This is a genomic window from Streptomyces sp. FXJ1.172 (assembly GCF_001636945.3).
Taxonomy (GTDB): Bacteria; Actinomycetota; Actinomycetes; order Streptomycetales; family Streptomycetaceae; genus Streptomyces.
In genome coordinates this window covers 3626244-3644694 of record NZ_CP119133.2, presented here as the reverse complement: position 1 = coordinate 3644694, position 18451 = coordinate 3626244, and the positions used below count along the sequence as shown (strand labels likewise).

Annotated in this window: 20 protein-coding genes; 7 read left to right on the top strand and 13 right to left on the bottom strand. The window is 71.2% G+C overall.

Going from position 1 to position 18451, the window contains the following annotated elements; genetic code table 11:
- Positions 1-5: 5 nt before the first annotated feature.
- The 3 genes from A6P39_RS16055 to nagB form a co-directional block, all read right to left on the bottom strand.
- Positions 6-1010, bottom strand: a complete 1005-nt coding sequence (locus A6P39_RS16055; RefSeq protein WP_234379262.1) for a cupin-like domain-containing protein — start codon at positions 1008-1010, stop codon at positions 6-8.
- A 278-nt stretch (positions 1011-1288) separates the two neighbouring features.
- Entirely contained in the window at positions 1289-2053 is a 765-nt protein-coding gene (locus A6P39_RS16050) for a GntR family transcriptional regulator (protein ID WP_067055545.1), read from the bottom strand.
- Between the two features lie 212 nt (positions 2054-2265).
- On the bottom strand, positions 2266-3051 hold the full coding sequence (gene nagB, locus A6P39_RS16045; protein WP_067055548.1) for a glucosamine-6-phosphate deaminase: 786 nt from the start codon (positions 3049-3051) through the stop codon (positions 2266-2268).
- 135 nt (positions 3052-3186) lie between these two features.
- Here nagB and A6P39_RS16040 point away from each other — a divergent pair, with 135 nt between their 5' ends.
- A complete protein-coding gene (locus A6P39_RS16040; RefSeq protein ID WP_067055551.1) occupies positions 3187-3816 on the top strand; it encodes a TetR/AcrR family transcriptional regulator in 630 nt (209 codons plus the stop codon).
- Between the two features lie 326 nt (positions 3817-4142).
- On the top strand, positions 4143-5618 hold the full coding sequence (locus A6P39_RS16035) for a sensor histidine kinase (RefSeq protein ID WP_067055717.1): 1476 nt from the start codon (positions 4143-4145) through the stop codon (positions 5616-5618).
- A gap of 234 nt (positions 5619-5852) precedes the next feature.
- Here A6P39_RS16035 and A6P39_RS16030 read toward each other — a convergent pair whose 3' ends face one another.
- Together A6P39_RS16030 and A6P39_RS16025 are read right to left on the bottom strand one after the other, a co-directional pair.
- Positions 5853-6110 carry a WhiB family transcriptional regulator gene (locus tag A6P39_RS16030; RefSeq protein ID WP_003992873.1) on the bottom strand — a complete coding sequence of 86 codons (258 nt, stop codon included), beginning with the start codon at positions 6108-6110 and terminating at the stop codon, positions 5853-5855.
- Positions 6111-6441: 331 nt separating this feature from the next.
- The gene (locus A6P39_RS16025) at positions 6442-7410 is read right to left on the bottom strand and encodes a diacylglycerol/lipid kinase family protein (protein WP_067055554.1); all 969 of its coding nucleotides are present in this window, start codon (positions 7408-7410) and stop codon (positions 6442-6444) included.
- Positions 7411-7549: 139 nt separating this feature from the next.
- Here A6P39_RS16025 and A6P39_RS16020 point away from each other — a divergent pair, with 139 nt between their 5' ends.
- Complete coding sequence (locus A6P39_RS16020; RefSeq protein WP_067055557.1) at positions 7550-8008, top strand: hypothetical protein; 459 nt, start codon at positions 7550-7552, stop codon at positions 8006-8008.
- Between the two features lie 16 nt (positions 8009-8024).
- On the opposite strand, the gene A6P39_RS16015 is transcribed toward A6P39_RS16020, so the two are convergent.
- The 3 genes from A6P39_RS16015 to A6P39_RS16005 form a co-directional block, all read right to left on the bottom strand.
- Entirely contained in the window at positions 8025-9137 is a 1113-nt protein-coding gene (locus tag A6P39_RS16015) for an RNA polymerase sigma factor SigF (protein WP_199841027.1), read from the bottom strand.
- 17 nt (positions 9138-9154) lie between these two features.
- Positions 9155-9571, bottom strand: coding sequence for an anti-sigma regulatory factor (locus tag A6P39_RS16010; RefSeq protein WP_067055564.1), 417 nt, complete (start codon positions 9569-9571; stop codon positions 9155-9157).
- 262 nt (positions 9572-9833) lie between these two features.
- On the bottom strand, positions 9834-10094 hold the full coding sequence (locus tag A6P39_RS16005) for a UBP-type zinc finger domain-containing protein (RefSeq protein WP_067055566.1): 261 nt from the start codon (positions 10092-10094) through the stop codon (positions 9834-9836).
- Between the two features lie 61 nt (positions 10095-10155).
- On the opposite strand from A6P39_RS16005, the gene A6P39_RS16000 reads away from it, so the two are divergent.
- Positions 10156-11751 (top strand): Na+/H+ antiporter, encoded by a 1596-nt coding sequence (locus A6P39_RS16000; protein ID WP_067055568.1) that lies wholly within the window; start codon positions 10156-10158, stop codon positions 11749-11751.
- Here A6P39_RS16000 and A6P39_RS15995 read toward each other — a convergent pair.
- On the bottom strand, positions 11733-12647 hold the full coding sequence (locus tag A6P39_RS15995; RefSeq protein ID WP_067055571.1) for a 1-aminocyclopropane-1-carboxylate deaminase/D-cysteine desulfhydrase: 915 nt from the start codon (positions 12645-12647) through the stop codon (positions 11733-11735). The two genes, A6P39_RS16000 and A6P39_RS15995, sit on opposite strands and share 19 nt — an antisense overlap.
- Before the next feature lie 41 nt (positions 12648-12688).
- Positions 12689-13282, bottom strand: a complete 594-nt coding sequence (locus A6P39_RS15990; RefSeq protein ID WP_067055574.1) for an N-acetylmuramoyl-L-alanine amidase — start codon at positions 13280-13282, stop codon at positions 12689-12691.
- Between the two features lie 186 nt (positions 13283-13468).
- On the opposite strand from A6P39_RS15990, the gene A6P39_RS15985 reads away from it, so the two are divergent.
- The 3 genes from A6P39_RS15985 (at position 13469) to A6P39_RS15975 (ending at position 16725) form a co-directional block, all read left to right on the top strand.
- Positions 13469-14875 carry a family 2B encapsulin nanocompartment shell protein gene (locus A6P39_RS15985; RefSeq protein ID WP_067055577.1) on the top strand — a complete coding sequence of 469 codons (1407 nt, stop codon included), beginning with the start codon at positions 13469-13471 and terminating at the stop codon, positions 14873-14875.
- 112 nt (positions 14876-14987) lie between these two features.
- Positions 14988-16157: a family 2 encapsulin nanocompartment cargo protein polyprenyl transferase gene (locus tag A6P39_RS15980; protein ID WP_067055580.1), complete on the top strand. Its 1170-nt coding sequence runs from the start codon at positions 14988-14990 to the stop codon at positions 16155-16157.
- A gap of 235 nt (positions 16158-16392) precedes the next feature.
- Positions 16393-16725, top strand: coding sequence for a DUF952 domain-containing protein (locus A6P39_RS15975; RefSeq protein ID WP_067055582.1), 333 nt, complete (start codon positions 16393-16395; stop codon positions 16723-16725).
- 87 nt (positions 16726-16812) lie between these two features.
- Here the strand turns inward: A6P39_RS15975 and A6P39_RS15970 are convergent, their stop codons facing one another.
- From A6P39_RS15970 to A6P39_RS15960, 3 genes are read right to left on the bottom strand one after another with little or no spacing between them, the layout of a single operon-like run.
- Entirely contained in the window at positions 16813-17556 is a 744-nt protein-coding gene (locus A6P39_RS15970) for a VOC family protein (protein ID WP_067055585.1), read from the bottom strand.
- 53 nt (positions 17557-17609) lie between these two features.
- Positions 17610-18026, bottom strand: a complete 417-nt coding sequence (locus tag A6P39_RS15965) for a VOC family protein (protein ID WP_067055588.1) — start codon at positions 18024-18026, stop codon at positions 17610-17612.
- Positions 18027-18053: 27 nt separating this feature from the next.
- Positions 18054-18446 (bottom strand): helix-turn-helix transcriptional regulator, encoded by a 393-nt coding sequence (locus A6P39_RS15960; protein ID WP_199841028.1) that lies wholly within the window; start codon positions 18444-18446, stop codon positions 18054-18056.
- Positions 18447-18451 lie beyond the last annotated feature (5 nt).

The following is an 18451-nucleotide window of genomic DNA, read 5'->3' as shown; positions in this document are numbered from 1 at the left end:
CCGGCTCAGCTGGAGGGATCGTTGCCCTCGGAGAAGTTGCCCGTCCGCAGCGCGTCGTACAGACGCTTGCCCGTGGACGGCGGGGAGAAGAAGAACCGGGTCTCCTCGCTCTTTCCGCGCAGCCCGTGTTCGATGAAGTCCCGTGCCGTGCGCTGCCAGTAGGCGGGCCCGAGCCGGCCCAGCAGCGCCAGGTACTCGGTGAAGCTCTGGGACGGGCCGAACCAGTGGTTGACCGACACCGACGGGGTGTGCGACCGGATGTCGTGCCAGCAGCCCCGCGGGATGAAGACGATGTCGCCGGGCTGGACGACGGAGCTGTAGAAGGTGGCCTCGCGCAGCAGGGGGTGGCGGACCACGTCCGGGTGGGCGACGTCGATCTGGCTGTTCACCAGGTTGTCCGGGAAGGGGTAGGCGGCGCGGCTGTCCCGCCAGGGCAGCAGCGTGACCGTCTTGGTGCCCCATATCTGGCAGAACAGGTTGTCCTTCAGATCCGAGTGCAGCATCGAGCGGGTGCCGGCGGAGCCTATCCAGGTCCGGGTGTCGGTTCCGTGCCGGTTCGCCGGGCCGAGCAGGGCCGTGAAGCCGCAGTCGGCGGGGTCGAGGAGTTCGGAGGTGCGCTGGTAGGCCAGATAACAGGGTTTGGTGCGCCGCTCGTCCAGCATCGCGTCGATGAACTCGCCGAAGGTGAGCGTGCGTTCGTACAGGCTCTGGTCCTTCGGATAGAGCACGCCGTCGGTGGGCAGGTCCATCAGGGCCGTGACCTTCTGGTCCCCGAACGTCTCCCGCAGCCGCTCGGGTGCCCAGGCCGCACGGGCGGGCCAGTCCTCGGTCAGACCGCTGAAGACGACCGGCGTGTCACGTTGCCGTACGGCCCTGCGCAGTCCGTCCGGCGTCTGCTCGGCGGCCCGGGGGATGGGACGCACGTCGACACCCGCCTGCCGGAGCGCCTCTCTGGGGTCCGCCTCCGAGGTGAGGGTACGGGCGTCCGCAGTACCGGGACTTGTGGTCACCTATGTCCTCCTGGCGTTGCTGAAGCGGCATCCGCGCCGGCACGGGAAGCGTGGGTGATGCATCCCGGATCGGCGCGCTGCCTGGCCGGGGCCGGGGATCCGGCCCGTGGGAACGAGCCCTGGAAGGCTCGAACGCGACTCGCAGGAACGGTGAGCAGCGGCTGGGCTGCGCACGTTATACGGACGTGATGTTGCCCCAACATCCAACAGGGGGTGACGCGTTCGCATCAACCGCCACTCCAAGTGGCGTCTGTCACAAGTTGATGTTGGGCGCGGATCTACTCGGCAGGCCGCTTCAGTCTCGCCACGAACTTGTAGCGGTCCCCCCGGTACACCGACCGCACCCACTCCACCGGTTTGCCCTCGCGGTCCAGGGAGTGACGGGAGAGCATCAGCATCGGCAGGCCCACGTCGGTGCCGAGCAGGCCCGCCTCGCGCGGGGTGGCCAGGGAGGTCTCGATGGTCTCCTCGGCCTCGGCGAGGTGGATGTCGTAGACCTCGGCGAGGGCGGTGTAGAGGGACGTGTACTTCACCAGGGACCGGCGCAGCGCCGGGAAGCGCTTGGCGCTCAGGTGCGTGGTCTCGATGGCCATCGGCTCGCCGTTGGCCATGCGCAGTCGCTCGATGCGCAGCACGCGTCCGCCGGCCGTGATGTCGAGCAGCCCGGCGAGCCGGTCGTCGGCGGTGATGTAGCCGATGTCCAGCAGCTGTGAGGTCGGCTCCAGGCCCTGGGCGCGCATGTCCTCCGTGTAGGAGGTGAGCTGGAGCGCCTGGGAGACCTTGGGCTTGGCGACGAAGGTGCCCTTGCCCTGGATGCGCTCGAGCCGGCCCTCGACGACCAGCTCCTGCAGGGCCTGGCGGACGGTGGTGCGGGAGGTGTCGAACTCGGCCGCCAGCGTGCGCTCGGGCGGCACCGGCGTGCCCGGGGCCTGCGTCTCCGTCATGTCGAGCAGGTGCTTCTTCAAGCGGTAGTACTTGGGCACGCGCGCCGTACGGACGGTCGTGCCGGCCTCGTTCTCCGCACTGCTGACGTCGGTGCTCATGCTCTGCCTTCCCGGCTCCGGGTGCCGAAAGCGACCGGCTGACATCGGCCACGGCTCACATCGTGGCACGGCTTCGTGTGTCCGGAGTCCACCCGCACGCTCCGTGATCTCCTCTGTATACCGTCGCACTCCGTGCTGGTCTAGTCCAACGGTCCCGGTGGCCGCGGCCCGCACCGGCGCGGGCCGCGGCGCACCGGTACGGCCGCCCCGGGTCAGATCCCCTGCCAGTCCGGCTTGTTGGCGTAGGTGTGCCGGAAGTAGTCGGCGAGCTTCAGCTTGGACGCGGCCGCCTCGTCGACGACCACCGTGGCATGCGGGTGCAGCTGGAGCGCGGAGGCCGGGCAGACGGCCGCGACCGGGCCCTCGACCGTCGCCGCGACGGCGTCCGCCTTGCCCTCGCCGGTCGCGAGCAGCACCAGGTGCCGGGCCTCCAGGATGGTGCCGATGCCCTGGGTGATGACGTGGTGCGGGACCTGCTCGATGTCGCCGTCGAAGAAGCGGGCGTTGTCGATACGGGTCTGCTCGGTCAGGGTCTTGATCCGGGTGCGCGAGGCGAGCGAGGAGCACGGCTCGTTGAACCCGATGTGTCCGTCGGTGCCGATGCCGAGCAGCTGCAGGTCCACCCCGCCGGCCTCGGCGAGCGCGCGGTCGTACGCCTGGCACGCCGCCGGGACGTCCTCGGCGGTGCCGTCGGGTCCGAGGAACGCCTCCATCCCGATGCCGAGCGGCTCCAGCACCTGGCTGCGCAGCACCGAACGGTAGGACTCGGGGTGGTCGGCGGGCAGCCCCACGTACTCGTCGAGCTGGGCGATCCGGGCCCGCGAGGTGTCCACGGCCGCGGAGCGCACCTTCGCGGTCAGTGCCCGGTAGACGGGCAGCGGGGTGGAGCCGGTGGCCACACCGAGCAGGGCGTCGGGCTTGCGTCGCAGCAGCTGGGCCATGGCCTCGGCGATCAGCTCGCCGCCCGCCGCGGCGTCCGGAACGATGACAACTTCCACGCTGGGCCTGCCGTTCTGAAGTGGGCTCTGTGCGTCTCTATGTGGTTTAGACCAATCTAACAGAATCGGCGTTCGCGGACGCGTAAAGGAGGGAAAGCTCTGTAATTTTCTAGGGTCCGCTATAAAATCGGCTCCATGGTGAACGGGCAGGAGGCGCACGTGCAGGACGGTGCCCGCAGGACACGCGGCCGGCCGCGCTCCTTCGACCGGGCCACCGCGCTGGAGAAGGCGCTGATGGCCTTCTGGGAACACGGCTACGAGGCCACCTCGGTCTCCGACCTCACCCGGATCATGGGCATCGGGGCCCCCAGTCTGTACGCGGCCTTCGGTGACAAGCGGAGCCTGTTCGAGGAGGTCGTGCAGGTCTACACCGAGACGTACGGCGCCTTCGGGGACCGCGCCCTCGCCGAGGAGCCCACCGCCCGCGAGGCCGTCGCGCGCATGCTGCGCGAGGCCGCCGCCGAGTACACCGACCCCGCTCACCCGTACGGCTGTCTCGTCGCGCACGCCGCGACCAACTGCACCAGCCCCGAGGTGGAGCGGCTGCTGCGCGAGCGGCGCACGGCCGGCATCGCCGCCTTCGCCGCCCGGATCGGGGCGGACGTCGCGGCGGGACTCCTGCCGGCCGGCGCCGACGCCGGTGCCCTCGCCCGGCACACCGGCGCGATGATCCAGGGCATGTCCCAGCAGGCGCGCGACGGGGCGAGCCGGGAGGATCTGGAAGCACTCGCGGAAATTGCCATGGCCATCTGGCCCCAAGACTGAGCCCGGCGGGCTAGGCTGCGTGCTGCGTGGCATCGAGTGCCATCAGTCGTGCATGCCGACAAGGCCATGGACACATCCTTGTGGTCTAGTCCACAATTCCAAGAGAACACATGCCTCCGTCTTCCCCGCACAGGAAGGCGGATCGAGGAACCGGCGCTCTCTGCCCTGACTGCCCCGGCTCCTCGACCTTCGGCCGGCCGGGACCGCACACCCCGCGGCCGATGATGCTCCGGGCTGCGGTGCCGGGAGGGTTGAGGGTCCCTTCCAGGCGCCGCGGCCCGCGGGTGTTTTCAGCCATGTTCAAACGTGCGGGTACGCTCCAAGACGTGCCCTCCATGAACGAACTGGTCCGCCAGCACACCGCCCTCGACGACTCCGACCTCGAGTGGCTCCACCTGCTGGTCTCGGAGTGGCAGCTGCTCTCCGACCTCTCCTTCGCGGACCTGGTCCTGTGGGTCCCCACCCGGGACGGCACCCGGTACGTCTCGGTCGCCCAGATGCGCCCGAACACCGGCCCCACCTCCTACCAGGACGACATGGTCGGCCACCTCGTCCCGCGCGGCCGCAGGCCCATGCTGGACGCGGCCCTGGACGAGGGCCGGATCGTGCGCGAGGGCGACCCGGAGTGGCGCGAAGAGGTTCCCGTACGGGTCGAGTCCATCCCCGTACGCCGCGAGGGCCGGGTCCTCGGCGTGATCGCCCGCAACACCAACCTGCTCACCGTGCGCACGCCGAGCCGGCTGGAGCTGACCTACCTCCAGAGCGCCTCGGACCTCGCGCAGATGATCGCGGCCGGCTCCTTCCCCTTCCCCGGCCAGCAGGTCGACATGGATGCCGCACCGCGCGTCGGCGACGGACTGATCAGGCTCGACGCGGACGGCGTCGTCCAGTACGCCTCCCCGAACGCCCTGTCCGCCTACCACCGCCTCGGCCTCGCCGCCGACCTGGTCGGCCAGCACCTCGGGCAGACCACCGCGGAACTCGCTCCGACCCGGGGCCCGGTGGACGAGGCGCTCGCCAAGGTGGCCAGCGGCTGGGCGCCGCGCGAGTTCGAGATCGAGGCCAGCGACGGGGTGATCCAGTTCCGGACGATCCCGCTCAAGCCCAAGGGCACCCGCATCGGCTCCCTGGTGCTGTGCCGGGACGTCACCGAACTGCGCCGCCGCGAACGCGAGTTGATCACCAAGGACGCCACCATCCGGGAGATCCACCACCGGGTGAAGAACAACCTGCAGACGGTCGCCGCCCTGCTGCGCCTGCAGGCCCGGCGCATCGAGTCCGAGCGCGGCCGGGAGGCCCTCGAGGAGGCCGTCCGCCGGGTCGGCTCGATCGCGATCGTGCATGAGACGCTGTCCCAGAACCTGGACGAGCGGGTGGAGTTCGACGACATCGCCGACCGCGTGCTGGCGATGGTCGCCGAGATCTCGCCGGGCAAGGTGACCGGCCGGCGCAGCGGACGCTTCGGGATCCTCGACGCAGAGGTCGCCACCCCGCTGTCGATGGTTCTGACCGAGGTCCTCCAGAACGCCCTGGAGCACGGCTTCCGTGAGGGCGACACCGGCACGGTCGAGGTCTCCGCGGTCCGCGGCGGCACGACGAAGGAGGCCCGCCTGCTGGTCACCGTCCAGGACGACGGCGTCGGCCTGCCCGAGGACTTCGACCCGCACCGCTCGGGCAACCTCGGCCTGCAGATCGTACGCACCCTGGTGGAGGGCGAGTTGGGCGGCTCCTTCGACATGGTCCCGGCACCGGGGCGGGGGACCCAGGTGATCCTCGACATTCCGGTGCGGACGCAGAAGTGAGCAACTCCCGCTGTCGTCAACGGGCTTGAGGACGACAAACGGGATCGAGGATGACACACAGGCCTCAGGACAGCAAAAAGCCCCGGACCGCCATTGGTCCGAGGCTCGTGCTCGTTGCTGCTCTGCTGTTGGGCTAAGCGCATCGGGGGATACTGCGCGCTGCGGCTCGGGGGCGGGAGATGCGTGCGTGGTGCACGCGCCGCCAAGCTCAGGCTGTCAGCAGGGGTGGGAATGTCAGGCGGAGGCCTGACGAGCCCGGTTGCGGGCGGCGCGGCGCTTCATGGCGCGGCGCTCGTCCTCGCTGAGACCACCCCAGACGCCGGAGTCCTGACCGGACTCGAGCGCCCACTGCAGACACTGCTCGATCACCGGGCAGCGACGGCAGACGGCCTTGGCTTCCTCGATCTGCAGCAGCGCAGGACCGGTGTTGCCGATGGGGAAGAACAGCTCGGGGTCTTCCTCGCGGCAAACGGCGTTGTGACGCCAGTCCATGGCTGCTACCTCTCCTAGGTTCTCTGAACGTATTACGTACAGGTTGCTTGTGAATGTGAACGCTTTCACGAATCCCTCAACAAGTGAAGGGCCGACCGCCGAGATCTCCCCGGCGTGGTCCTGGGTTTGAAGAGGGGTTCTGTTGATCAGTGGAGGCCGGTGTTGCGGGCCGTCCCGATCGACACGTAGAGACTCGCAAACCTCAGCGGCGGATACAACCCCTTCCGGAAAGTTTTTTTTGATTCCTCGGTGTCGACTAGGTCACAGCCGTACTTCCATGGGGTGGATCCTGGCCTAAACGTTCGAGTGAAAGGACTTTGGCCCCTTCCGCTCACACAATCACACGCAGTGCACGGCGTACGCCTGTGAACGTCACGCTCGTACGCAGCCCGAGGTGGTCGCCGTCCATCTGCAGGGGCAGGCGCGCCTTCGAATGCAAGGTGAACTGGTCCAGATCGTGCAGCGAGTGGGCATGCCTGCCGTGGGGGCCGCGCTCGGGGGACGAAGTGAGCAACTGGGTGCCATACCGGGCAACCGCGGCCGGCGACAGGCGGCTGAGACCGAGCACGTCGAGGCCGGTATCGAACGAGGCTTTAGGCGACGTGTACATGGGGCGATTGCCGAGATACGTCCAAGGGGCCGTGTTCGAGACTATGGCGAGCACGAGATCCGGGACCGGGTCCTCGCCGGGCCGTTCGAGCGTGATCGCGCCGTGCCGGCGGTTCGGCTCGCCGAGGTACTGCCGGACCACCTGACGGACGTAGAGCCCGTGCGTCGACGTCTTGCCGCGCTCGCGCTGCTGCTCGACCCGGCCGACCACGCCCGCGTCGAAGCCGAGCCCGGCGTTGAAGGTGAACCAGCGGTCCGGGACCGCCTCGTCCTCGGTGCCCGGCGTGCCCGAGGTCAGCCCGAGCCCGACGACCCGCTCCCGGCTCTCACGCAGCGCGTCCAGCACGATGCCGGTGGCTTCGACGGGTTCGTTGGGCAGGCCCAGCGCGCGGGCGAAGACGTTCGTGGAACCGCCGGGCACCACGGCGAGACCGGGCAGCCGGTCCAGGTCGGGGCCGGCGTGCAGGAGGCCGTTGACGACCTCGTTGACGGTGCCGTCGCCGCCGAGGGCCACCACGAGGTCGATGTCGTCGCTGTCCGCCGCCTGCCGGCCGAGGTCGCGTGCGTGGCCGCGGTACTGGGTGGTGACCGCCTCCAGCTTCATCTCGCTGGCGAGCGCGTGGATCAGGACGTCACGCCTGCGTGCGCTTGTGGTGGTAGCCGCCGGATTGACCACGAGAAGTGCACGCATGGAGGGCAGCGTACCTACTGGGGGGTACCCGGCGAAGCGCGAGGTAGGGATCGGGTAAGAGGAGGGGGCGTGAGCCTGGACACTCCATGGCCCCCGGGGCGTGGGAGTGCGGCCATGGGGCGACGGCTACGCTGCTGGGGTGAGCAGTGAGCAGAAGCCCGTCAAGGACGCCGCGGACACCACCGAGGCCGTCGCCGCCGAGCCGCGCCCGCGCCGGCTGACGTACGCGGCGGCGCTCGCCGCGCTGGAGGGCGCCGCCCTGGTCGTCGGCGGCCTGTGGATGCTCGTCCTCGGGATCACCGGCGACGGGTCCGAGCGGCAGCAGGGTGTGTCCCTGGGGATCACGCTCGTCGTACTCGCGCTGCTGCCGCTGCTCGCCGCCCGCGGTCTGCTGCTGCGGCGCGGCTGGAGCCGGGGCCCGGCCGTGATCACACAGCTCATGGCGCTTCCGGTGGCCTACAGCCTGCTCCAGGCCGACAGCATGGCCATCCCGGCGGGCATCGTGCTCGCGGTCGTCGCCGTGCTGGCGCTGGTGCTCCTCGTCAATCCCGCGACGACCCGGGCCCTCGGCATCAAGGGTCCGGGCCGCGGCGAATAACCCGCCGGCCGGCGGCTCACTCCTCCACGAGGAGCTTCTCCCGCAGCTGGGCCAGCGTGCGGGCCAGCAGCCGGGAGACGTGCATCTGGGAGATGCCGACCTCCTGCGCGATCTGGGACTGGGTCATGTTCCCGAAGAAGCGCAGCAGCAGGATGCGCTTCTCGCGCGGCGGCAGGTCCTCCAGCAGCGGCTTGAGGGACTCGCGGTACTCCACGCCCTCCAGCGCCTCGTCCTCGGCGCCGAGGGTGTCGGCGACCGCCGGGGACTCGTCGTCGGTGTCGGGGACGTCCAGGGACAGCGTGGAGTACGCATTGGCGGACTCCAGGCCCTCCAGGACCTCCTCCTCCGAGATGGCCAGCTTCTCGGCCAGCTCGTGAACCGTAGGGGAGCGGCCGTGCAACTGGGACAGCTCGGCGGTCGCCGTGGTGAGCGCGAGCCGCAGCTCCTGGAGCCGGCGCGGCACGCGCACCGCCCAGCCCTTGTCGCGGAAGTGCCGCTTGATCTCGCCGACCACGGTCGGGGTGGCGTACGTGGAGAACTCCACGCCGCGCTCCGGGTCGAACCGGTCGACGGACTTGATCAGGCCGATCGTGGCGACCTGGGTGAGGTCGTCCAGCGGCTCGCCGCGGTTGCGGAAACGGCGCGCCAGGTGCTCCACGAGCGGCAGATGCATGCGGACCAGCTGATTGCGCAGCTCCGCGTACTCCGGGCTGCCCGAGTTCAGCTTGCGCAGCTCGACGAACATCGCCCGCGCCCCGCTGCGGTCCTGGGGGCCGTGCTGTACGGCCTGCACGGCTTGCGCGCCCAGTGTGTCGTCCTCGGCGTATCGCTCGTGCTCGCTCATCGTCCCGCCCGTAGCCCTTCCCCGAGCCCTCGCACCCGCGCGGACGGCGGACCCGGCGCCACCGGGCCGCTCCGGCGGTACGCCCTGCACGGCGCCGTCGTCGCCGACCCGCGCGGAGTCGTCCACCGGGTGCGGTCTGGCCTGCTCGGGGATGCTGTCGATGCCGTCCGCCATGCGCCGGGAATCGTCCCGAGGGGGCTCCTCGGAGATCCCTCCGGCGCTCGGCCAGGGGGCACCCCCGTCCCCGGCCGGCAGCTCCCGTGTGCCGCGCTCTTCGTCCCGCACCGGACCGTCCCCGTTCCTCACGCCGGGCCGGGGCCCGCGCCGCGCTGTTTGTAGAGGCTGATCGACACGGTCTTGTCCTCGTCGACGGCGGACGAGACCTTGCCCGCGAGGGCCGAGAGCACGGTCCAGGCGAAGGTGTCCCGCGAGGGGGCGTGTCCGTCCGTGGTCGGCGCCGCGACCGTGACCTCCAGCGAGTCGTCGACGAGCCGGAAGACACAGCTGAGCACGGAGCCGGGCACGGCCTGTTGGAGCAGGATCGCGCAGGCCTCGTCCACGGCGATGCGCAGGTCCTCGATCTCGTCCAGGGTGAAGTCCAAGCGGGCCGCGAGACCGGCCGTGGCCGTCCGCAGCACCGACAGGTAGGCACCCGCGGCCGGCAGCCGGACTTCCACGAAGTCCTGATTCGCCGCGGGCTCGCCTGCGATCTGGGACACCCTCACCTCCATGGTGGTACAAGCTTTACGGGGCCGAGGGTCGCCCCCCGGGGTAACGCGTACGTGGTTCCGCGGTGACGCTATCGCGCTCCTGACGGTCCTGTCCCAGGGACCCCAACCCCCTGGCGTCACTCACAGTAAAGCTGTGGATACGCTCCGTGTCTAGGGGGTCTGCGGTTCCAAATAGGAAGAGCGCGCGCCGGGTTGACGTACCCAGGCGTCCGATGCTCGAACCGTCGTACGGCGGCCACCGCATGCAGTGTCACACGAGGATGTGGTCCACGAAGCACCACCGCCAGTCCTCGCCGGGTTCGAAGGTCCGCATGACCGGGTGACCGGACTCCTTGTGGTGCCCCGTCGCGTGCTGCCCCGGCGAGGAGTCGCAGCAGCCGACGTGACCGCAGGTGAGGCACAACCGCAGCTGCACCGGGTGTGTGCCGTCGCGCAGACACTCCGGGCAGGTCGGGTTGAGCGGCTCCGGTTCCGGGTGCGGCAGCGCGTCGGCGTGCGTGCACTGTTTCATGATTGCCAGATTACGACGGGCGTGCGGGTGGCCGCGCGGAAACCGAGGGTGGGCGAGGACCATGGACGTGATGCCGCTGCTGTTGCTGGTGGCGGGCAGTGCGGGCATCGCGGGGGCCGCCCGGCGCACCCCCGTGCCGGCGCCCCTGCTGCTGGTCGCCGTGGGCCTGGCCGTCTCGTACGTCCCCGGGATCCCGCACTACACGCTGGACCCCGAGGTCGTCCTGCCGCTGGTGCTGCCCCCGCTGCTGTACAAGGAGGGCACCGAGAGTTCGTACCTCGACCTGCGGGCCCAGAAGCGGCCCGTGGGACTGCTGTCCATCGGGTACGTGCTCTTCGCGACCTTCGTCGTCGGCTGGGCCGCCTATCTCGTCGTGCCGGGGCTGCCGCTGCCCGCAGCGCTCGTGCTGGGCGCGGTGGTCGCGCCGACGGACGCGGTCGCGGCCGCGGCGATCGCGCGCCGGGTCGGCCTGCCGTCCCGGATCACCACCATCCTCCAGGGCGAGTCCCTGCTCAACGACGCCACCGCGATCACCGCCTACAAGGTGGCCCTCGCCGCGGCCGTGGGCGAGGGCGCCACCTGGGCGGGAGGGATCTGGGAGTTCCTGCGGGCCGCCGTCGGCGGTGTGCTCGTCGGACTCGTGCTCATGGTGCCGATCCACTGGCTGCGCACGCACCTGAAGGAGGCCCTGCTCCAGAACACCCTCTCCCTGCTGATCCCGTTCGTCGCCTACGGCGTCGCCGAGCAGCTGCACGGCTCCGGGGTGCTCGCGGTCGTGGTGGTCGCCGTCTATCTCGGGCACCACGCGTGGGAGGTCGACTTCGCCACCCGGCTCCAGGAGGACGCGGTGTGGCGGATGGTCGCCTTCCTGCTGGAGTCGGCGGTGTTCGCGCTGATCGGCCTGCAGCTGCCGACCGTGCTCAAGGGGCTCGGCGCCTACCACGGGGCCGACGCGGCCTGGTACGCGGTCGCGGTCTTCGTCGTCGTCGTGGCGGCCCGCTTCGCCTGGGTGTTCCCGGCGACCTTCCTGCCCCGCGCGCTCTCCAGCCGGATCAGGGAGCGAGAGGAGGACGTCACCTGGCGGGCGCCGGTCGTCACGGGGTGGGCCGCCATGCGCGGGGTGGTGTCCCTGGCGATCGCGTTCTCGATCCCGCTCACGGTGCACGGCGGCGCCCCCTTCCCGCAGCGCAACCTGATCCTCTTCCTGACCTTCACCACGGTCATCGGCACCCTGGTCGTGCAGGGCCTCACCCTCGCGCCGCTGATCCGCCTGCTGCGCTTCCCCGGCCGCGACCGGCAGGCCGAGACGCTCGCCGAGGCCAACGCGCAGGCCCAGGCCTCCCGCGCCGCCGAGAGGCGCCTCGACGACCTCCTCTCCGACGAGCGCAACGCCCTGCCCCCGCCGCTCGCCGACCGCCTGCGCACGGTCCTGGAGCGCCGCCGCAACGCCGTCTGGGAGCGCCTCGGCCAGACCAACCCCGTCACCGGCGAGTCCGTCGACGACACCTACCGCCGTCTCTCCCGCGAGATGATCGGCGCCGAGCGCGAGGTCTTCGTCAAGCTCCGCGACCACCGCTACATCGACGACGAGATGCTGCGCGCCCTGCTCAGACGCCTGGACCTGGAGGAGGCGGCGGCCTACCGGGAGGCCGACTGATCCTGCGGGAACGGCCGCCCGGTGACCACGGCGGCGATCGCCGTCCCGCGCGCGCAGGCGCCTTCTTCCGCAAGGGCGACGAGTCCGTAGAGCAACTTGGCGACATAGAGACGCTCGACGGGCAGCCCGTGGCGGTCCTCGAAGTCCTGTGCGAACGCGTGCAGTTCGGGGGTCGTACGGGCGTAACCGCCGAAGTGGAAGCGCTCGTCGAGGGACCAGGAGCCGCTGCGACGGCCGAAGGCGCGTTCCTGCAGTGCCTGTATGCCGCCCTCCAGGAAACCGCCCCTGAGGACCGGTACACCGAGCGCGCGCTGCCCCGGCGCCAGGCCCGCGGCCAGCCCCGCGAGCGTGCCGCCGGTGCCGCAGGCGACGGCCACCAGTCCCGCGTGCCCGCGCAGCTCCTCGCCGAGGGCCCGGCAGCCCCGCACGGCCGCGCTGTTGCTGCCGCCCTCGGGGACGACGTACGCACCCTCTGCGCCCGCCGCGCGCAGGATCGCGGCGAGGATCTCCGGTTCGGTCTTGCGCCGGTACGTCGATCTGTCGACGAAGTGCAGCCGCATGCCGTCGGCCGCGCACCGGGCGAGGGACGGGTTGAGCGGCCGGCCGGCCAGCTCCTCGCCGCGGACCACGCCGGTGGTCACCAGCCCCAGGAGGCGGCCCGCGGCGGCGGTGGCCCGCAGGTGGCTGGAGTAGGCCCCGCCGAACGTGACCAGCGGCCGGCCGCGCGCCGCCGCGATGTTCGGCACCAGCTTGCGCCACTTGTTGCCGATCAGCTCCGGGTGGACGAGGTCGTCGCGCTTGAGCAGCAGCCGCAGCCCGCGCCGCTCGAACCGCGCGTCCCGCACCTCCTGCAGGGGCGAGGGAAGCCGGGGAGCGAGGGCGTCGGAGCTGGTCACGCTTCATTGTCGCCCGGCGCGGGCACCCGGCCGCGGCGGCGCTACCCCGTAAGCCGCTGCCCGACCCGCTCGCGCAGCCAGGCCATGCCGAAGCCTCGCGGATCCGCCTTGCCCGGCTGCCACTCCAGATGGCCGATGACCGACCGCTGCGACCACCCGTGCCGGCGGCACACCGCCGCCGCGGCGCGGATGACCGCCTCCAGCTGGGCCTCGGGCCAGGGATCCTCGCCGTCGCCCAGGTTCTCGCACTCGAAGCCGTAGAAGTGCCGGTCGCCGTCGGTGTCCGCCCCGTTGCTCGGCGGCAGCCCCTTCTCGGCGATCACCGCGCGCAGGACGTCGTCGTCGCCGAGCCCCGCGTGGTTGGCGCGGCCGTGGCCGACCAGGTGGACCGTGCCGTCCTTGGTGATCACGCCGTGGCACAGCGGGCCGGGCAGCGCCCCGTGGCCGTCCCGGCAGACCTGGACCGTGTGCGCGTCACCCAGGGTCACCGTGTGGTGGATCATGACGCCGTGCACGGGACCCCACGGGCCCTTGTGGTTGCGGTTGTGGTGCCGCCAGTCGCCCACCTCGGCGACCGTGACGCCCTCCGCGCGCAGAACGGCCAGAAACGTGCTCGCTGACATGGGTGGGGCCATGCCGTCTCCTTCGTTCGCGCCGGGCCCTCGAGATCTGTACAGAGTCCCTCCTTATGCCCAGGGGCCCCATGACCCATTCCCGCTCTTTCGGGTAATGGCGACGACACGCTCCGTGATGGAAGGCTCGGCCCCGAGACCGGTGCGTGTGCGATTCGGCACCGGGCATACATGGGAGGACATGTCCTTATGTCGGTAGGCGAAGAGGTCCGCACGGAAGACGGCAAGCCGCAGCAGTCCCTCGGCACCGCCGCAGCGCGGAACCTGGCCACCACCACCAAGTCCGTTCCACAGATGCAGGAGATCAGTTCCCGCTGGCTGCTGCGCACGCTCCCGTGGGTGGACGTACAGGGCGGCACCTATCGCGTGAACAGGCGGCTGACGTACGCCGTCGGCGACGGCCGCATCACCTTCGTGAAGACCGCGGACCAGGTCGAGGTCATCCCGGCCGAGCTGGGCGAGCTGCCGGCCCTGCGCGCGTACGAGGACCAGGAAGTGCTGACGGAGCTGGCCCGGCGCTGCCGTCAGCGCGACTTCGCCCCCGGGGAGGTCATCGCCGACTTCGGCAACCAGACCAATGAGGTGTACCTGCTCGCGCACGGCAGGGTCGAGAAGATCGGCACGGGCCCGTACGGCGACGACGCCGTCCTCGAAGTCCTCGCCGACGGCGCCTACTTCGGCGAGCAGGCCCTGCTCGACCCGGACGCCATCTGGGAGTTCACCGCCCGCGCGGACACCGCGACCACGGTGCTGATCCTCACCCGCCAGGACTTCCAGCAGGTCGCCGAGCGCGCGGACTCCCTGCGCGAACACCTCGAGCAGCTGCGCTCGATCCCCGAGCAGCAGACCAACAAGTACGGCGAGAAGGAGGTCGAGCTGGCGGCCGGCCACTCCGGGGAGCCCGACATCCCGCACACCTTCGTGGACTACGAGGCCCGGCCCCGAGAGTACGAACTGAGCATCGCCCAGACCGTGCTGCGCGTCCACACGCGCGTGGCCGACCTGTACAACCAGCCGATGAACCAGACCGAGCAGCAGCTGCGGCTCACGGTCGAGGCGCTCAAGGAGCGCCAGGAGCACGAGCTGATCAACAACCGCGAGTTCGGCCTGCTCAACAACTGCGAGTACGACCAGCGGCTCCAGCCGCACGACGGCGTGCCCAGCCCGGACGACATGGACGAGCTGCTCAGCCGCCGCCGCAGCACCAAGCTGTTCCTGGCCCACCCGCGCGCGATCGCCGCGTTCGGACGCGAGCTGAACAAGCGGGGCCTGGTCCCGGAGAGCGTCGACATCGGCGGCAACCGCATCCCGACCTGGCGCGGTGTGCCGATCTACCCCTGCAACAAGATCCCGGTCACCCCGGAGCGCACCACGTCGATCATCGCGATGCGGACCGGCGAGGACGAGCAGGGCGTCATCGGCCTGAGGCAGTCGGGCGTCCCGGACGAGATCGAACCGAGCCTGTCGGTCCGCTTCATGGGCATCAACGAACAGGCCATCATCAAGTACCTCGTCACGGCCTACTACTCGGCCGCCGTGCTGGTGCCGGACGCGCTCGGCGTGCTGGAGAACGTCGAGATCGGCCGCTGGAGGTGACGTTTGCGCACTTCGCGGCCGTGTTCCCGCCCGCCGGGGCGGGTAGACCCCCTGGACACGCGTCCGGGCGCGCCGGTGACACCGGCGTCCACGGACCTGGCAAGGGGGAGACATGGCCGAGTTCATGACGGAGACCACGCAGAGTGAACAGCGCTCCCCCGCCGTGCCGCACCAGGGCACGGCGGGGGACACGTGGGGCGGCACCGGGAGGGCGGAGCGGGCGGCGGACGGTGACGACACCGGTCCGGGCGAGGGCCAGGAGGCGCTGGCGCTGCTGGAGCGCACCAAGGCCCTGGTCGACCCGGAGCTGCGCGCGGCCCTGGAGTCGCTGCCGGACTCCATGCGCCGGATCGCGCTCTACCACTTCGGCTGGCAGAACACCGACGGCACCCCGGCGGCGGGCAACGGCGGCAAGGCCATAAGGCCCGCACTGGTCCTGGCCGCGGCCGAGGCCCTCGGCGGGCCCGCGGCCCGCGCGGCGGCCGTCGGGGCGGCCGTGGCGGTCGAACTGGTCCACAACTTCACGCTGTTGCACGACGACCTGATGGACCGCGACACCTCCCGTCGGCATCAGCCCACCGCCTGGACCGTGTTCGGCGACACCGACGCGATCCTCGCCGGGGACGCCCTGCTGGCGCTGGCCCTGCGGCTCCTCGCCGAGGACACCCACCCGGCCGGCGGCCCGGCCGCGGCCCGGCTCGCGAACTGCGTCGTGGAGCTGTGCGCCGGGGAGCACACCGACACGGACATGGAGCACCGCGCCCCGGACGAGGTCACCCTCGACGAGGTGCTCGCCATGGCCGAGGCCAAGACCGGCGCGCTGCTGGGCTGCGCCTGCGCCCTCGGCGCGCTGTACGCGGGCGCCGGGCCGGAGGAGGTGGCCGCGCTGGACGGCTTCGGCCGCCAGGTGGGGCTCGCCTTCCAGCTGATCGACGACGTCATCGGCATATGGGGTGATCCGGAACGCACCGGCAAGCCGGCCGGCGCGGACCTCGCGGCCCGCAAGAAGTCGCTGCCCGTGGTGGCGGCGCTCACGTCCGGCACCGAGGCGGCGGCCGAGCTGGCCGAGCTGTACGGAAAGCCGTACGTCACCGGGGACGCCGAGGGCATCGCGCGCACGGCACTGGCCGTGGAGCGGGCCGGCGGCCGGGACTGGGCGCAGGCCGAGGCGGCCGACCGGATGGCCCGCGTCATGCAGGAGCTGGCCCGAGCGGTTCCCGACCCCGAGGCGGCGGGCGGACTGCTGGCCCTCGCCGAGTTCGTGACCCGGCGCAGCAGCTGACGGCTGCCGGAACGCAGCCGAGAAGAATCCGGAGTCCCGGCCCCGTGCGGCTCCTGACCCCGCACGGGTCCGGGACTCCGGTCAGACGGCCCCCGCACATCCCCACAGTGTGCGGGGCCCGCCGCTTGCGTGGATGCGGAAGTCCTGGAGGAGTGCCCCGGCTTCCGACGGCACGATCCGTGCGGTCGTACACGAGGAAGCGCCGAGCCGGCCGCCGGCGCCGTACCGTGGGCGCATGCCGAAACTGCCCCGGATCTTCCACATCACCGAACGCTCCCTGTGGGAAGCGGCTCGCGCGCGCGGCGCCTACGAGCTGTCGACGCGCGGCCGCACGCTCCAGGAGGAGGGCTTCATCCACTTCTCCACCCGCGAGCAGCTCCCGCGCATCGCCGACTTCCTCTACGGCGACTACGACGGCCCGGACGAGCTGGTCGTGCTCGTCGTGGACCCGGCCCTGGTCGGCGCGCCGGTGAAGTACGAGGCCGTGGGGCCGGACGGGGAGGAGTTCCCGCACGTGTACGGGCCGGTGCCGGCCGACGCCGTGGTGGACGTGGAGCCCTGGGGGTGAGCGGAGCCAGGGGGTGTCGTCTGGATCATCCCGGCGTCGCGGGGCAGACGGGAATGTGACGACCGGGCCTGGCCGCCCGGACAGGCGCTAGTGCCCCGGCAGGGCGCCCGTCTGCGGGTCGCGGCCGGTCAGGCAGTAGATGCCGCCTGCCGGGTCGCGCATCACCGACCAGTGCGGGCCGTGGTGCACCGCGACCGCCCCCAGCTCCTCGTGCCGGGCGCGGACCTCGGCGACGTCCGCGCAGGCGAGGTCGAGATGGGCGGAGGCGGGGCGCCCGTCGTCGAGCCGCTGGAGCAGGATCCGGACGGGCAGTCCCGTCGGCGGCCTCAGCACCTCGAACTCCGGCCGGGACCCCCTGAGCCGCTCCCAGCCGGTGAGAGCGGCCCAGAAGTCCGACTCGGCGGCGTACGCGGACGGCGGGATGTCGAGGCACACCTGGTCCAGCCGGCTGCCCGCCACCACGGGCGGCCGTACCGTCTCGTCGTGCCGGCGCACCGCGCAGAACAACTGCCCCGCGGGAGAGCGCAGTACGGCCCAGTCGCCGTGGTCCGCCACGAGGTCCGCGCCGAGTTCACGGGCGGCCCCGGCCAGCTGCCCCACGTCCTCGGCGCACAGGTCGAGATGGGCGCCGCCGTCCCCCTCGGCGACCCCCTGGAGCTTCACGCACGCGTCCGCCCCCTCGCCCGCATCGGGCAGCAGGGTCATGAACTCGCCCTGTTCGCCGCGGGGTTCGGACGGCCGGGTGCCGGTGACCGCCGCCCAGAAGGCGCGTGCCTCGGGCAGCCGGGCGGCGGGGCGGTCGACGAAGGCGTACGTCCAGCGGATGATCACGCTCCGCGGTCCAGGCACGAACTCCCCGGAAATGGCCGGGGATCCACTCTCTCTCACTCGGCGGGCCGCTGGAGGAAGCGCAGCTGGTTGCCCGCCGGGTCCCGGAAGGCGCAGTCGCGCACGCCGTACGGCATGTCCGTCGGTTCCTGGATCACCTCGGCACCGGAATCCCGGACGCGGGCGAAAAGGGCGTCGCAGTCCTCGGTGGTGAAGTTGACCCCGCGCAGCACGCCCTTGGCCAGCAGCTGCTCCATCGCCTCCCGATCGGCGGGGGAGAGGTCGGGGTTCGCCGCGGGCGGCTCCAGGACGATCGACACGTCCGGCTGCAGCGGCGACCCGACGGTCACCCACCGCATCCCTTCGTACTTGACGTCGTTGCGGATCTCCAGGCCCAGGACGTCGCAGTAGAAAGCGATCGCCTTGTCGTGGTCGTCGACGGCGATGAAACAGGTCTGCAGTTTCAGGTCCATGGGTCCAACCTAAGGTCGATACCGGCGTTACGTCCGTCTTGGGCGCATGTACGCGCGCGCCACGCAGGGCGGGATCGCCGCGCTCTCCTCGTGCGAGCGGGCCCGATAGGAACTCGGTGTCTCCCCGACCAGCTCCGTGAAGCGGGCGCTGAACGAGCCGAGGGAGGTGCAGCCGACCGTCATGCACACCTCCGTCACCGTGAGATCGCCCCGGCGCAGCAGTGCCTTGGCCCGCTCGATCCTGCGGGTCATCAGGTAGCTGTACGGCGTCTCGCCGAAGGCCTTGCGGAAGCTGCGCTGGAAGTGGCCGGGGGACATGTGGGCGCCCCGGGCCAGCTCGGTCATGTCGAGCTGCTCGGCGTACTCGCGGTCCATCCGGTCACGCACCCGGCGCAGCCGTCTGAGGTCCTCCAGGGTCACGACGA